The organism is Agrobacterium sp. YIC 4121 (assembly GCF_002008205.1).
Lineage (GTDB): Bacteria > Pseudomonadota > Alphaproteobacteria > Rhizobiales > Rhizobiaceae > Agrobacterium > Agrobacterium leguminum.
Map to the genome: position 1 here is coordinate 346443 of NZ_MRDI01000003.1, position 14598 is coordinate 361040.

Genomic DNA, 14598 nt, shown 5'->3' on the forward strand with positions numbered 1-14598 from the left:
CGTTCAGTTCTTCGCCTGCTCCACGAGCGCTGCGATGACATCGCGCACCGACATGCCTTCGGCACGGGCCGCAAAGGTCAGCGCCATGCGATGTTCCAGCACCGGTTCGGCGAGCGCATGAACATCGTCCAGCGACGGGGCGAGCCGGCCTTCGTAAAGCGCACGGGCGCGGGCCGTCAGCATCAGCGACTGGCCGGCGCGCGGGCCCGGACCCCAGACAACGTGTTTGTCGGTCAATTTGTTGCCATGGCCGGGGCGGGCGGAGCGGACGAGCGAGAGGATTGCATCCACCACCTTGTCGCTCACCGGCATCTGGCGGATGAGGGCCTGGATTTCCATCAGGCGCCCGGCATCGATCACGCCGCGCGCTTCGCCCGAGGCGGTTCCCGTCGTGTCGAGCAGGATCTGGCGTTCTGCGGCAAGCTCGGGATAACCGACATCGACCTGAAGCAGGAAGCGGTCAAGCTGGGCTTCGGGCAGCGGATAGGTGCCCTCCTGTTCCAGCGGGTTCTGGGTGGCGAGAACGTGGAACGGCTTCGGCAGTTCATAGGTCTGGCCAGCCATGGTGATGTGATATTCCTGCATGGCCTGCAGAAGGGCGGACTGCGTGCGCGGGCTGGCGCGGTTGATTTCGTCGGCCATCAGCAGCTGGCCGAAAATCGGACCCTTGATGAAACGGAAGGAACGGCGGCCGTTTTCGTCCTGATCCATGACTTCGGAACCGAGGATGTCCGACGGCATCAGGTCCGGCGTGAACTGGATGCGGTTGGCATCGAGGCCGAGCACGGTGCCGAGCGTGGTGACGAGCTTGGTCTTGGCGAGGCCAGGAACGCCGACCAGCAGCGCATGGCCGCCGGAAAGGATGGCGAGAAGCGTGTTCTGCACCACTTTTTCCTGGCCGAAAATGACCTTGGAGACTTCCGTGCGGATGGCCGCAATGTCGGAAAGCGCCTTTTCGGCCGCGGCGACGATGGCCTTTTCATCGAGGGTTTCGCCGGTATTCATCACGCCCATGTCGCTCTCCTCATACCTTCGCCGCTGTCACAGTCGCATCCCGGTTTTGCTGGCAGTCGACCGGGACGGATTTTGCGCTGCATATAGCTTATTGCTCTCTTGGCCGCTGACAAGCGCCATTCGAATGACTATGTCGTGACTTAGTATTTCCTTATCGGCAAAGCGAGACTCGAATATGGCAGCGGAGACGATAAATTCGGCGGGCGATGCGGCCGGGCTTGCGGCGATGATTTCCCGCGCCGCCGAACAGACTGGCGACGCCAAACGCGGGCCGGCCCCGGTGGAGCGCTGGAATCCGCCTTTTTGCGGCGATCTCGACATGGAAATCCGCGCTGATGGCACCTGGTTCTACCTCGGCACCCCCATCGGCAGGGCGCCGCTGGTGCGGCTGTTTTCCACGGTTCTGCGCAAGGATGAGGATGGCAAAACCTACCTCGTAACTCCTGTGGAAAAAGTCGGCATCCGCGTCGTGGACGCGCCTTTCGTCGCCGTGGAAATGAAGCTGACGGCGGGTGAGGATGATGGCGAGCCGCTGCTGACCTTCCGCACCAATGTCGGCGATGTGGTGGAGGCGGGGCCGGAGCATCCGCTGCGGTTCGAGGTTTTCGGTGAGAACCGCGAATTGAAGCCCTATCTTCTGGTGCGCGGCAGACTGGAAGCGCTCGTGTCGCGGGCGGTGATGTATGATCTCGTCGCACTTGGCGAGGTGATCGAAGTGGAGGGCGTCGACATGTTCGCCGTGCGCTCCGGCGGGGTGACTTTTCCGGTGATGCCCGCCAAGGAACTGGAACGGCTTTCGCAATGACGACAACGGCATTCAAGACTTTTACCGCCGCCGATTTCCGCTGCCGGGTGCTGCAGGAAGGCGAGGGCGTGGCGGAACGGGAGCATGGCGACCATGTGCTCAATCCGGGCGTGGTGCTGTCTGGAAACGGCATCAGGCTGAAGGACGCCGCCGTGCTGGTGCCGGTCATTGACGATGGCAACGATGCGCGGGTGATCTTCACCCAGCGCACGGCCACCCTGCGCAAACATTCCGGCCAGATTTCCTTTCCGGGCGGCGGCATCGATGCCGAGGACCGGACGCCGGAAGAGGCGGCGCTGCGCGAGACGGAAGAGGAAATCGGCCTTTCCAGGTCTTTCGTGGAAACGGTCGGGCGTCTGCCGGATTATATTTCCGGGACGGGTTTCCGCATCAAGCCGGTGCTGTCCATCGTTCGGCCCGGCTTCGACCTGACGCTCAATCCAACGGAAGTGGATGAGGTTTTTGAGGTGCCGCTGTCCTTTCTGATGGACCCGGCCAACCACGGGCGCGGCAGCCGTATCTTTCAGGGGAAGGAGCGGTTTTTCTACGAAATGCCCTATGGCGAACGCTACATTTGGGGCATTACGGCGGGCATCGTCAGGACGATTTACGAGAGGTTTTATTCATGAGCAGCCTTGCCGGGCGGGACTGGTTTGAAAAACCGGCGCTGAAGCGCATTTTTACGCTTCTGAATGCCGATGGCGGCGAGGTGCGGATTGTTGGCGGCGCGGTGCGTAATGCGCTGATGGACCTGCCGGTGGTCGATGTCGACATGGCGACGACGCTCACCCCTGACGTGGTTGTTGCGCGGGCCAGGGCGGCAGGCATCAAGGCGGTGCCGACCGGCATCGAACACGGCACGGTGACGCTGGTGATCGATGGCGAAGGTTTCGAGGTGACGACGTTGCGCCGCGATGTCGAAACCAATGGCCGCCACGCACAGGTGGCCTTCGGCACCGACTGGCAGACCGATGCCGAGCGGCGCGACCTCACCATCAATGCCCTCTATGCCGACGAAAAGGGCGAGATCATCGACCTTATCGATGGTCTTCCCGATATCGAGACCGGCACTGTGCGTTTCATCGGCGATGCGGCGATGCGGATTTCGGAAGATTATCTACGGATTCTCCGGTTTTTCCGCTTTTTCGCCCATTATGGTTCCGGCCGCCCGGATGCGGACGGCTTGCGGGCAAGCGCGCGGGCCAAGGACAAGCTGGGCACGCTTTCAGCCGAGCGGGTGTGGAGCGAGCTGAAAAAGCTGCTTTCCGCCCGCGATCCTTCCCGCGCCCTTTTGTGGATGCGGCAATCGGGCGTGCTGGCGGAAATTCTGCCCGAAACGGAAAAATGGGGCATCGATGCCATTCACGGGCTGGTGGCGACGGAGCAGGCTCTCGGCTGGGCGGTGGACCCGATGCTGCGGCTTGCCGCCATCGTGCCGCCGGACAGGGACAGGCTGGCCGCCCTTGCCGCGCGTCTCCGGCTGTCGAAGGCCGAAGCGGCTTATCTTGCCCATTGGGCTTCGGCGCCGGCGGCTGACCCGGAGATGAAGGAGACCGCGCTCGACCGGTTGCTTTATCGTCAGGGCGTCGAGGGCGTGAAGACGCGGCTGAAACTGGCGCTTGCTTCGGCCCGTGCCGATCTTTCGGCTGGCGACACGGCCATGCAGAAAGTGGCGCGGCTTTCTACTTTGCTGACGCGGGCGGAAAAATTTCACAAACCGGGCTTTCCGCTGAGCGGCGCTGATGTGATGGCCGCGGGCGTCGAGGCGGGCCCGAAGGTGGGCGAAGTGCTGAAAAGCCTCGAGGAAAAGTGGGTCGACGTCAATTTCTCACTCGACCGGGCAGCGTTAACCGCCCGGCTGAAGGATATGCTGGAAAATTGAGGTCAGCGACGATGGCGTTGCGGGTCAGGCCGCATTTGCCTCGTCGCGAATGCGGGATTTGATGTTTTCGATCATGTTCTCGCGGATGACGGTTTCGCCGTGTGCCGATCGCATATGTTCCACGGTGCGACGCACAACTTCGGCGTCGTCATCTGCGCGCGTGTGCCAGGCACAGCCGGGCACGAGCGTTCCACATTCAAACAGTCTCATGGTCTTGCCTCCCTGTTTTAGAGCGCCATGCGTCTGTTCGGACGCATAAAGGACGCTCTAACATCTTGAGTCTGCACATTCTCCCTGTCGAAAAGCGGAATCGATTTTCGACAGGGAGAATGTGCGAGAGTGAGGGACAGCAATTCGATTGCCTGCTGTCCCTCCGACAAGAAACGAATGTTCACCGCTTATGTTCCAGAGCGGCGTCCTTCGACCTTATTCAGGCCCCTATTCGGGCATCGCCCAGCACTGAAAAACAGAGGATGTGCCGGCTGCCGGAATTTTTGTACGAGGCATTTCGTCATTGGCCGCCCGCCGTGCCGTTTTTTGTCCGGCAAGGGAGCGTTTTACCTGTTCGACATAAAAGGAATGCGGCAGTTCGCGATCACCCGTGGCGCGCATTTCCGCTGCCAGGCGGTCGATCAATTCCGGGGTATCGATGGATTGTGGCGCTCCCTCGGGGGAAGCAGAGATAGGCATGCTGTTCGAAGTAATCATGACGATAGCTCCTCCAGTACGTCTGCGGGGAGGAGACTATCATTGCCTTGATTTTTCCATAAGTCCTAATTTGCGCTATCTGCGACAAATTGGCTGATGAGCGTCAAATTTGCGTGAGGTTTTTTAAGGCCAGCGCACCACCGGCGGCAGCGAGGAGAGAATCGATTCGACGTTGCCGCCGGTCTTGAGGCCGAAGATCGTGCCGCGATCGTAAAGCAGGTTGAATTCCACATAGCGGCCGCGGCGGATGAGCTGTTCGTCGCGGTCCTCTTCCGTCCAGTTCTGGTTGAAATTGGCGCGGACGATTTTCGGATAGACCAGATTGAAGGCGCGGCCGACATCCTGCACGAAGGCGAAATTGGCGTCCCAGCCGCCATTTTCCTCCTGCGTGTACAGCCAGTCGAAAAAGATGCCGCCGATGCCGCGGGCTTCGTTACGGTGCTTCAGGAAGAAATACTCGTCGCACCACGTCTTGTAGCGCGGATAATCGGCAACCGGATGGCGGTTGCAGGTGATTTCGAAGGCACGATGGAAAAGCTGGCTGTCCGGGTCTTCCTGCGTCCGTCTGCGTCCCAGCACCGGCGTCAGATCCGCACCGCCGCCGAACCAGTGGCTGGTGGTGACGACCATGCGGGTGTTCATGTGCACCGCCGGCACATTGGGGTTGACGGGATGGGCGATGAGCGAGAGGCCCGACGCCCAGAACTGCGGGTCTTCTTCTGCACCGGGTATCTGCTTGCGGAATTCCGGCGAGAATTCGCCATAGACGGTGGAGGTGTGGACGCCGACCTTTTCGAAGACGCGGCCTTCCATCATCGACATCCTGCCGCCGCCTCCCTCGCCATTGTCGCGCAGCCAGTCTTTCTGGACGAAACGGCCGGGCTCCTGGTCGGAAAGAGGGCCGGTCAGGTCGTTTTCGAGGGTCTCGAAGGAGTTAACGATGGTGTCGCGCAGATGCTGGAACCAGGCTTGGGCAAGGGCCTTCTTGTCTTCGATGTCGTCGGGCAAGCCCTTCGGCAAGATTGGCCGTTCCATGCGTATTCTCCTTAGGTGAAGTCGATTCCCTGTCGCGTCTAGCAGGTGCAGGCCCCGCGCACAAATTCGACTCGCCAAGTTCACATGCGGGCACTATCTTTATCGATGTAGGTGCCAGAGGTGAATATCATGACGAAATTTACCGGACCGCCGCCCCTCGACGGGCTGAAGCGCAGGATCGCCAATCACCGCAAGGCGCGTGAAGGCTCGGGCGACGACAAGACGCGCAACGGCATGTTCGTGCGGCAGACCTTCTGTCTCGGACGCGAGGAAGCCCGCGCCAAAGCGCGCGAATGGTTCGACAGCTTTCCGAAAGCGGCCTACTGGACGGAAGTGGAAAGCTGGCGGCAACTGGAAGGCGACCGCATCGAATTCACCATGCGGCGGCTTCCTTCGGCCGATTGAAGTTTAGAGCGTTTTCGCATTTCCCCCGAAATGCTTTCAGGCGCGGGGCTCGGCATAACGCAGTCGGCTTTCGATCAGCACACCGCTTTCATCCAGAATGGGATGCGCCACCGTGACGATATGGGCGTTGATGCGCTTCAGATCTCGCAGCATGTCGAGATGCAGCGAACTGGTCTGCATGCTTTCCGCAAGCCCGTCTCGCAGCCGCTCCAGATGGCGGTTGGAGGACTGTTTTTCGAGGCGGCGTATATCCACCTTGCTTTCCATCAGCCTGCGGGCGAGTTCGAAATCGCCGGTTACCAGAATACTCTGGGCGGCGCGCAGGTTCTCGATGGTCATGTCGAACAGGGTTTTCAGCTCTTCATAGCCGTCATCGGAAAACTTGAAGCTGTTCAGCACCTTCTTGCGGATCTGCTCGCAGATGCCTTTTTCGATGATATCGCCGATATGTTCGAGGTTGATCGCGTAATCGATGATGGCGATCGAACGGCGGGCTTCTTCGTCGGCAAGCCCCTTGCGTCCCAGTTGCGACAGATAGACCTTCACCTCCTGCTGGCGGCGGTCGACCTTCTTTTCGAGCAGGGAAACCTCCTGAAGCGGTGCGAGATCATTGTGCTTGAAGGCGTTTTCAGCGCGGATCAGCATGCGCTCGATGCTGTCGCCGACACCCAGCACTTCGCGGGTGGCGTTGGCAAGGGCCACGACCGGCATGTCCAGCGCCTGCTGGTCGAGGAAATTCGGACCGTCTTCGGCTTTCGGATCGCCCGGCACCAGCCTTGCCATCAGGTCGGACAGGAGGCCGGAGAAGGGCCAGGCCAGCGCCGCCAGAATGACGTTGAAGATCAGATGGGCGTCGACCGGCAATTTTGCGGGCGAAAGCGGCAACTGCTGCAGGAATTCCGCGCCATAGGAGGCAAGCGGCAGCGCGATGAGGCAGCCAATGGTGCGCACCAGAAGGTTGCCCATGGTGATGCGCCGCGCCGAGGCGGGGCCGGAAAGCGTGGCGATGACCGGCGGAATGGCGCCGCCGAGATTGGCGCCGAGAATGAGCACGATGATGAGGCCGGTGGAAAGCGTGCCGGTGGCGGCCAGCGACAGGATGAGCACCACGACGGCAAGGCTCGAAGACGAAACGAAGGCGAGCACGGCGGAAAAGATCAGCGCGACGGGCCATGCCCCGTCAAGCAGGCCGATAAAGACGCCGAGAGCCGGCGAGGCGCGCATCGGTTCTGTCGCGCCGCTCAACAGATGCAGCGACAGAAGCATGAGGCCGATGCCGATCAGCGCCGTTCCGCCGCCCTGCCGGGCATTGGAGCTGCCCTTTTTCAAAATAATGCCGGCAAGGATCAGCAGCGGCGACAGCCATTCCACCCCGGCCGCCACGATCCATGCGGTCACGGCGGTGCCGACATTGGCGCCGAGCAGCACCACCTGCGCCATGCGCGGCCTGATGAGGTCTCGTTCAGCAAAGGAGGCGACGGTGAGCGCCGTCGCCGTCGAACTTTGCAGCGCGACGGTGGCGAAAAAGCCGGAAAAGAAGGAACGCGGACCGTTCTGGGTGCCGGTGGCCAGCACGCTTCGCAGTTTCATGCCGAACGCGCGGGTTACGCCATCCTTGACCTGGGAAAGGCCGAAGAGCAGCAGCGCGACTGCGCCGAGAAGGTTGACGATGACAATGGTGGATTGCATGCGACGTCTCCTCACACCCGCCGGCGGATGGTTCCGGCGAGCACGATTTTTATTGTCCGGCTAATCAGTATAGGAGCCTCAATGCCCTCGGTACAGGCCGGGTTGCGACAGTTTTGAAGTAAAAACGGTCAAATTTTGTATTTGCCCGAAAAATTGGCGTTAAAAATGACGCCTAGGCCCATGCCACCTGGCGCAAAGCCTCGCCGGCGATCATCGCCGCCGACATGGCGACGTTGATGGAGCGCTGTCCCGACATCATGGGGATGATGATTCGCTCCTCTGCCTTTTCATGCACATGGTCTGGTACGCCCGCACTTTCGCGGCCGAAAAGCAGGATGTCATCCGTGCGGTAGGCGATCTTCGTATAGGGAAGGGCGGCTTTGGTGGAGGCGAGAACCAGACGGCGGCCGGTGGTTGCCCGCCATTCCTCGAAACGGTCCCAGCTGACATGGCGCGTCAGCGCCGCCGCCGCGATATAATCCATGCCCGCCCGTTTCAGGTTGCGGTCGGAAATATCGAAACCGGCCGGCTCGATGATGTCGACGCCGAGGCCGAGACAGGCGGCCAGCCGCAGGATGGTGCCGGTATTGCCGGGAATATCGGGCTGGTAAAGGGCGATCCTGATTTCGGGCATGGTATCGGACATGGACGTCTCACTGCGGTTGGTCTGCCCGTCCGATTATCACGGGCAGGGGCCGGGCGACAGCTATGCTGCAAAAAGTCCCCTTGAAGCGCCGTTCCCGGCTGGATGTTCATTCGCGTGACACACAGGGCGGCTACCCGCGGCCGAATAGGGCGATGTCGGCATCGTTTAACGGGCGGAGACCTCGCGGGGTCATCTCCGCCCCTTCGGGCGGCACCTGCATGTTTTCTCGCGTATTCGGTGTCTTTCCGACTGGTCATTGACTAAATTTTGCGCTACAAGGCCATATCTTCAACACCAGCCAAGGGAGGTTCTCATGCCAAATGACATTCGCATCCGCCTCCCGGCCCCAGTCGTGCCGCTGCTGGCTTAGGTGTTACTCCGCGGTTCGCCCGCGTTTCCCATTTTTCGATTCGTCATGTGGCTGTCACGGCCATATCCAAAGACTTTTCCGTTCCGTCGTGAGCCATATTTGTGTCCGCTCACCATGTCACGATGGAGCGATTGATTGCCGGAGCTTGGCCTATGTTTGGCTGGTTTGAAAAACGCCTCGATCCTTTTCCCTCTTCGGCGCCCTCCGTGCCGCCAAAGAAGCTTTTGCCGTTCCTGTGGCACTATGTGAAGCCCGCATGGCCATGGCTCCTGCTGCTCGGCCTGATGTCCATGGGCATCGCGATTGCGGAAGCCATGCTCTACAAATTCCTCGGCAATATCGTCGACTGGCTGTCCACGGCCAATCGCGAGACGTTTTTTGCCGATGAGGGCTGGCATCTGATCGGCATGGCGGCGCTGGTGCTCTTCGTTTTGCCGCTGATGGGCGCGATCCACACCATGACGATGCACCAGACGCTTGCCGGCAATTTCGGCATGATTGCGCGCTGGAAGATGCACCGTTTCCTGCTGCGCCATTCCATGAACTTCTTCGCCAACGAGTTTGCCGGCCGCGTTTCCACCAAGGTGATGCAGACGGCGCTGGCGATCCGCGAAGTGGCGCTGAAGGTGATCGACGTCTTCGTCTATGCGATCAGCTTCGTCGTCTCGATGCTGTTCATGGTCGCGGCGGCGGACTGGCGGCTGGTTATTCCGCTGCTGGTCTGGCTCGGTATCTATATGGCCATACTCGCTTATTTCGTGCCCAAGCTTGGCCGACTGGCGCAGGAGCAGGCCGATGCACGCTCGATGATGACGGGCCGGATCGTCGACAGTTACACCAACATCTCGACGATCAAGCTGTTTTCCCATGCGGGGCGCGAGGAAAGATATGCGCGTGAGGGCATGAATGTGTTTCTCGGAACCGTTCACCGCCAGATGCGCAAGATTTCCGGCTTCAACATCCTGATCGACCTCAACAACGCCCTGGTGCTGTTTTCCACGGCGGCGCTCGGTCTTTATTTCTGGATGCAGGGTTCGGTCACGGCCGGTTCGGTCGCCATCGCCATCAGCCTTGCCATGCGCGTCAACGGCATGTCGCAGTGGATCATGTGGGAAGTCACCTCGCTGTTCGAGAATATCGGCACGGTCTATGACGGCATGTCGATGATGACGAAGCCGCACGACATCGTCGACGTTCCGAAGGCGCCTCAGCTTGCCGCACCGCAGGGCGCGATCCGTTATGACAATGTCCGTTTCCACTACGGCAAGAACAAGGGCGTGATCGACGGGCTGACGCTCGACATCAAACCTGGCGAAAAGGTCGGTCTGGTCGGGCGTTCGGGTGCGGGCAAGACGACGCTGATGAACCTGCTTTTACGTTTCTACGATCTGGAAGCGGGGAGGATCACCATCGACGGGCAGGACATCTCCAAGGTGGCCCAGGACAGCCTGCGCGAGCTGATCGGCGTCGTGACGCAGGATACCTCGCTGCTGCACCGGTCGATCCGCGACAACATCGCTTATGGTCACCCCGAAGCCACGGACGAGCAGGTGATCGCGGCGGCGAAGCGGGCGAATGCCTGGGACTTCATCGAAACGCTTGTCGACATGCATGGCCGTCAGGGCCTCGATGCGCAGGTGGGCGAACGCGGCGTGAAGCTCTCCGGCGGCCAGCGCCAGCGTATCGCAATCGCCCGCGTCTTCCTCAAAAACGCGCCGATTCTGGTGCTGGACGAGGCGACTTCGGCGCTCGACTCCGAAGTCGAGGCGGCGATCCAGGAAAACCTGTTCTCGCTGATGGAAGGCAAGACGGTGATCGCGATCGCCCACCGCCTTTCGACGCTGACCGAAATGGACCGGCTTATCATTCTCGACAAGGGCCGGATCGTGGAGGCGGGCAGCCATGCGGAACTGGTGGCGATGGGCGGTATCTATGCCGACCTGTGGCGGCGCCAGTCCGGCGGCTTCATCGCCGACCATGAGGCGGAAGTGGCGGCGGAGTAAGGAAAAGCGAGAGGGCGGCAAGCATGGTTTCCCGCCCTCTCGCCTATGATATGTGTGCCAACCTCTCTTCCGTCATGCCGGACTAGATCCGGCATCCAGCCACGGCGCGTCCGCGCCGTGAGAGGAGTCTTTTGCGATCAAGGACTTGATCGCGCTGGACCCCGGATCAAGTCCGGGGTGACGGTGTGAGGATGCAACCGATGCGCAAAATATCGCTGGGTCGATTTAAGGGCGGGGAACATTCCCCGCCCTTCTTCATTCCACGAATGTTACCGAAATATAATCTCTTCCCGAAGCCTTCGCGGCTGTTCCCGCTCCGGGAATCCGCCTATATCCGGATCATGGTTATTACCCGCATCTTCGAGTTTTTCGAGAACTGGATAAAGCCCTTCGCCCGCAAGGACGATTTGCGGCCGCCTGAAAGCACGTTCGCCTTTATCTGGTTCTACATCTCGCAGGCCAAGGCGCCGTTTTTAGCCATGCTGGTGCTGGGCGGGCTGACGGCGGCCATCGAGGCGGCGCTGTTCTGGTTCGTCGGGCGGCTGGTGGATATTCTCTCTACCGTGAAGCCGGAAGAGGGCTGGGCGGGGCTGCTTGCGGCCCATGGCGGCGAGCTGGTGGGCATGCTGGTGCTGATCGGCGTGGTGCGTTTTATCGTCACCATGGTAACGGCGCTGGTGGATCAGCAGATCATCACGCCCGGTTTTTACAATCTGGTGCGCTGGCAATCCTATATGCATGTGGCGCGGCAATCGCTGACCTTCTTCCAGAACGATTTTTCCGGCCGCATCGTCACCAAGGTCTGGTCGGGTGGGCAGGCAGCGGGCGATCTCGTCACCTCGCTGATGGAAAGCGTGTGGTTCGTCGGCATTTATTCCGTTTCCATGCTGTTCCTGATTGGCGGGCTGGACTGGCGGCTTGCGGTCGTCGTCGTCGTCTGGGTGGGGATATTCTCGCTGCTGGCGCGCTATTTCGTGCCACGTATCCGCTACCATTCCAAGGAAACGGCGGAAGCCGCCTCGATGCTCTCCGGCCGCATGGTGGATGCCTACAGCAATATCCAGACGCTCCGGCTGTTCGGGCGAGATGATGCCAATGACCGCTACATGCGGCAGGGTTTCGACATTTTCCAGCATGCGACCATGACATTCACCCGGTTCATCACCGGCGTGCGCGCCTCCATGGCGCTGTTGTCCGGCGTGATGATCACCTCCATGGCGGCGCTCTGCATCGATCTGTGGCTTTCCGGCAAGATCAGTTCCGGTGCGGTGGCCTTCACGCTGGCGCTGGTGCTGCGTCTCAACTTCCTGCTCGGCCGGCTGATGACGCAGTTCAACGGCATTATGCGCAATTTCGGCACGGTGCAGAATGCCGCCGAACTGATTTCGCAGCCGATCGATCTCGTCGATGCGCCGGAGGCGACGGCGCTGGAGGTGAAGAAGCCGGGCATCCGTTTCGAAAATGTCAGCTTCCATTACGGGCGCGCGAACGGCGTCATCGACCATCTCAATCTCGAAATCAGAGCGGGCGAGAAGGTAGGCATCGTCGGACGCTCCGGGGCGGGAAAATCCACCCTCGTCAATCTGCTCCTGCGTTTTTACGATGTCGAAAAAGGCCGCATCCTGATCGACGGGAAGGATATCGCCAGGGTGACGCAGGAATCGCTGCGCGCCCATATCGGCATGGTCACGCAGGATACGTCGCTGCTGCATCGCTCCATTCGCGACAATATCCTGTTCGGCCGCACCGACGCCACCGAAGCGCAATTGCAGGAGGCGACGCGGCGAGCCAAGGCGGATGATTTCATCGCCAGGCTCGAGGATCAGCGCGGTCGCAAGGGGTTCGACGCGCATGTGGGCGAACGCGGCGTGAAATTGTCCGGCGGCCAGCGCCAGCGCATCGCAATCGCCCGCGTGATGCTGAAGGACGCACCGATCCTGGTGCTCGATGAGGCGACGTCGGCGCTCGATTCGGAGGTGGAGGCGGCGATCCAGAGCAATCTGGATGAGTTGATGCAGGGCAAGACAGTGCTGGCCATCGCCCACCGCCTGTCGACGATTGCCGCTCTCGACCGGCTGATCGTGATGGACCAGGGGCGCATCGTCGAACAGGGCAGCCATTCCGATCTGGTCATGCAGGGCGGACTTTATTCGGAACTCTGGGCGCGGCAGTCGGGCGGTTTTCTTGCAGCGGACGAAGCGGCGCAATAAGGCCTTCGGCTATTTCCCGATCATGAAATCCGCCAACAGGCCGTAATGATTGGAACCGAGGCTGTCGGGCAGGCGGGTGGTTTTCATCAGCGTCGCCGGTTCGCGGGCGAAGACGTGGTCGATGGCGATGCCGAAGCGGCCGGCCTCTGTCGGCCATGTGGCGGGTTCGAAGGTCGCTTTTTTTAGATCGTTGGCGGCGAGGAAAGCGCGCATGTCAGGGGCGATGCTGGCCGAATTGAAATCTCCGGCTAGAATGAGCGGCCCGGGGACGCGAAAGAGAATTTCACTGACTTCATCGAGTTCGTCGCTATGATAATCGTCGAAATAGGGCTTGGTGATATGCCCGGCGGCGAGCGTCAGTTCCGTGCCGTCGAGATCGATATGGGCTATGGCGAACCGATCCCGCCGAAGATCGCTGAGACTATGGAAACGGTCTTCCAGCAACGGTCTTTTTGACAGGATGACCAGATCGCATCCGGGCGTTCCGGTGTAACAGCCAAGCCTGTGCGGATAGGTTTGCTGCAGACGCGGCAGGGCCGATTTCAGCGCCGCCGCCTCGAAGAGATAGACCGCATCCGCGCCCGATTCGAGAATCGTGTCGGCAATTGCATCCGCATTGGTGGCATTGTCCATCAGCACGTTGAAGGACAGCAGCCGGAAGGGTTTGGCGCCCGGCGCCGGGTTGGCGGATGAGGAAAATTCCAGAAGCATGGCAATGGCATGGATGGCGAGCGCAAGCGACCAGACGACGAGGAGCGCCGAAACCGCGTCGCGCGTCAGCCAGAAAACGAGGCATGAGAGCAGGATACAGACGATGGCGATGTGCAGCTGGAAACTGGTGACGAAGGCGAGAAGCCAGAAATCCGTCACATAACGCAGGCTGGCGACGAAAAGAACGGCAGCCACCGCCGTGGAGACCATGCAAGAGAGCTTCGCCGTCATCCGAATCCCTGCTTTCCGCGCTCTCCCTTGAAGTCTCCTAACATGGTGCATGGATGCGCACAATGTTGCCCGCCTGCCAAGGACGGCGAAAAAATGCGAGCCAAATCGGCCCCCTCCGGCAGAATTACGGCAGCTTTGTGTGCTTTGCTCTTGCCAAGTCAGTCAATATTTTGCGATCAAACACATGACGCGGTTTCTCAAATGCCGCGAGAATGACCAGGACGATGGGACGGAGTTTGTCTTGGATCAAATCATAGCGGGAGGACTCATGCGATTTACGGCAAAAACAGCGCAGAGGATGGTGTAGCGGTGAGCGAGCACGTAACCAATCACGACGCTTCGGGTGAACCGACCCGTCGCGATTTTCTTTACCTAGTGACGGGAATGGCGGGCGCTGTCGGTGCCGCCGCCGTCGCATGGCCCTTTATCGACCAGATGCGTCCCGATGCATCGACGCTGGCGCTCGCCTCCATCGAGGTGGATGTCACGGCCGTCGAGCCGGGCATGTCGCTTACCGTGAAGTGGCGCGGCAAGCCGATTTTCATCCGCAACCGCACGGAGAAGGAAATCGAGGAAGCCAAGGCCGTCGCTCTCGGCGATCTGAAGGATCCTGTGGCGCGCAATGCCAACATCGCCGCCGACGCGCAGGCGACGGATATCGACCGCTCCGCCGGCGAGGGCAAGGAAAACTGGATCGTCATGGTCGGTTCCTGTACCCATCTCGGTTGCGTTCCGCTCGGCCAGGCCGGCGATTTCGGCGGGTGGTTCTGTCCCTGCCATGGCTCGCACTACGATACGGCGGGCCGCATACGTAAGGGTCCGGCGCCGGAAAACCTCGCCATCCCGACATTTGCATTCACATCCGATACCGTGATCAAGATCGGATAAG

General features: G+C 60.6%; 14 protein-coding genes. 7 read left to right on the forward strand and 7 right to left on the reverse strand.

Features of this window, described 5'->3' with window-relative positions; translation table 11 throughout:
- Window positions 1–3 precede the first annotated feature (3 nt).
- Entirely contained in the window at window positions 4–1014 is a 1011-nt protein-coding gene (locus tag BTE54_RS05940; protein ID WP_003523087.1) for a MoxR family ATPase, read from the reverse strand.
- A gap of 175 nt (window positions 1015–1189) precedes the next feature.
- Here BTE54_RS05940 and BTE54_RS05945 point away from each other — a divergent pair, with 175 nt between their 5' ends.
- The 3 genes from BTE54_RS05945 to BTE54_RS05955 are packed head-to-tail and all read left to right on the forward strand — an operon-like array spanning window position 1190 to window position 3701.
- A complete protein-coding gene (locus BTE54_RS05945) occupies window positions 1190–1819 on the forward strand; it encodes a DUF1285 domain-containing protein (protein ID WP_078051777.1) in 630 nt (209 codons plus the stop codon).
- A complete protein-coding gene (locus BTE54_RS05950; RefSeq protein WP_003523089.1) occupies window positions 1816–2448 on the forward strand; it encodes a CoA pyrophosphatase in 633 nt (210 codons plus the stop codon). The genes BTE54_RS05945 and BTE54_RS05950 overlap by 4 nt, the downstream gene beginning before the upstream one ends.
- The gene (locus BTE54_RS05955; protein WP_078051778.1) at window positions 2445–3701 is read left to right on the forward strand and encodes a CCA tRNA nucleotidyltransferase; all 1257 of its coding nucleotides are present in this window, start codon (window positions 2445–2447) and stop codon (window positions 3699–3701) included. The genes BTE54_RS05950 and BTE54_RS05955 overlap by 4 nt, the downstream gene beginning before the upstream one ends.
- A 24-nt stretch (window positions 3702–3725) precedes the next feature.
- On the opposite strand, the gene BTE54_RS05960 is transcribed toward BTE54_RS05955, so the two are convergent.
- The 3 genes from BTE54_RS05960 to hemF all read right to left on the reverse strand — a co-directional run bounded on the left by BTE54_RS05960 (window position 3726) and on the right by hemF (window position 5444).
- Window positions 3726–3911 (reverse strand): DUF1059 domain-containing protein, encoded by a 186-nt coding sequence (locus BTE54_RS05960; RefSeq protein WP_003523091.1) that lies wholly within the window; start codon window positions 3909–3911, stop codon window positions 3726–3728.
- Window positions 3912–4139: 228 nt separating this feature from the next.
- Complete coding sequence (locus BTE54_RS05965) at window positions 4140–4409, reverse strand: hypothetical protein (RefSeq protein WP_078051779.1); 270 nt, start codon at window positions 4407–4409, stop codon at window positions 4140–4142.
- 123 nt (window positions 4410–4532) lie between these two features.
- Window positions 4533–5444 (reverse strand): oxygen-dependent coproporphyrinogen oxidase, encoded by a 912-nt coding sequence (gene hemF / locus BTE54_RS05970; RefSeq protein ID WP_078051780.1) that lies wholly within the window; start codon window positions 5442–5444, stop codon window positions 4533–4535.
- A 129-nt stretch (window positions 5445–5573) separates the two neighbouring features.
- Between hemF and BTE54_RS05975 the strand changes: the two genes are divergently transcribed.
- A complete protein-coding gene (locus BTE54_RS05975) occupies window positions 5574–5849 on the forward strand; it encodes a hypothetical protein (protein ID WP_003523094.1) in 276 nt (91 codons plus the stop codon).
- 36 nt (window positions 5850–5885) lie between these two features.
- Here BTE54_RS05975 and BTE54_RS05980 read toward each other — a convergent pair whose 3' ends face one another.
- Both BTE54_RS05980 and BTE54_RS05985 read right to left on the reverse strand, forming a co-directional pair.
- Window positions 5886–7538, reverse strand: a complete 1653-nt coding sequence (locus BTE54_RS05980; RefSeq protein WP_078051781.1) for a Na/Pi cotransporter family protein — start codon at window positions 7536–7538, stop codon at window positions 5886–5888.
- 172 nt (window positions 7539–7710) lie between these two features.
- Window positions 7711–8172 (reverse strand): tRNA (cytidine(34)-2'-O)-methyltransferase, encoded by a 462-nt coding sequence (locus tag BTE54_RS05985; protein ID WP_161987926.1) that lies wholly within the window; start codon window positions 8170–8172, stop codon window positions 7711–7713.
- A 534-nt stretch (window positions 8173–8706) separates the two neighbouring features.
- Between BTE54_RS05985 and BTE54_RS05990 the strand changes: the two genes are divergently transcribed.
- Together BTE54_RS05990 and BTE54_RS05995 are read left to right on the forward strand one after the other, a co-directional pair.
- Complete coding sequence (locus BTE54_RS05990) at window positions 8707–10557, forward strand: ABC transporter ATP-binding protein (RefSeq protein ID WP_078051783.1); 1851 nt, start codon at window positions 8707–8709, stop codon at window positions 10555–10557.
- A gap of 341 nt (window positions 10558–10898) precedes the next feature.
- Window positions 10899–12767: an ABC transporter ATP-binding protein gene (locus BTE54_RS05995; RefSeq protein WP_078051947.1), complete on the forward strand. Its 1869-nt coding sequence runs from the start codon at window positions 10899–10901 to the stop codon at window positions 12765–12767.
- A 9-nt stretch (window positions 12768–12776) separates the two neighbouring features.
- Here the strand turns inward: BTE54_RS05995 and BTE54_RS06000 are convergent, their stop codons facing one another.
- Window positions 12777–13709 carry an endonuclease/exonuclease/phosphatase family protein gene (locus BTE54_RS06000; protein ID WP_078051784.1) on the reverse strand — a complete coding sequence of 311 codons (933 nt, stop codon included), beginning with the start codon at window positions 13707–13709 and terminating at the stop codon, window positions 12777–12779.
- Between the two features lie 309 nt (window positions 13710–14018).
- Here BTE54_RS06000 and petA point away from each other — a divergent pair, with 309 nt between their 5' ends.
- Window positions 14019–14597 carry a ubiquinol-cytochrome c reductase iron-sulfur subunit gene (gene petA, locus BTE54_RS06005; protein WP_065655706.1) on the forward strand — a complete coding sequence of 193 codons (579 nt, stop codon included), beginning with the start codon at window positions 14019–14021 and terminating at the stop codon, window positions 14595–14597.
- Window position 14598 lies beyond the last annotated feature (1 nt).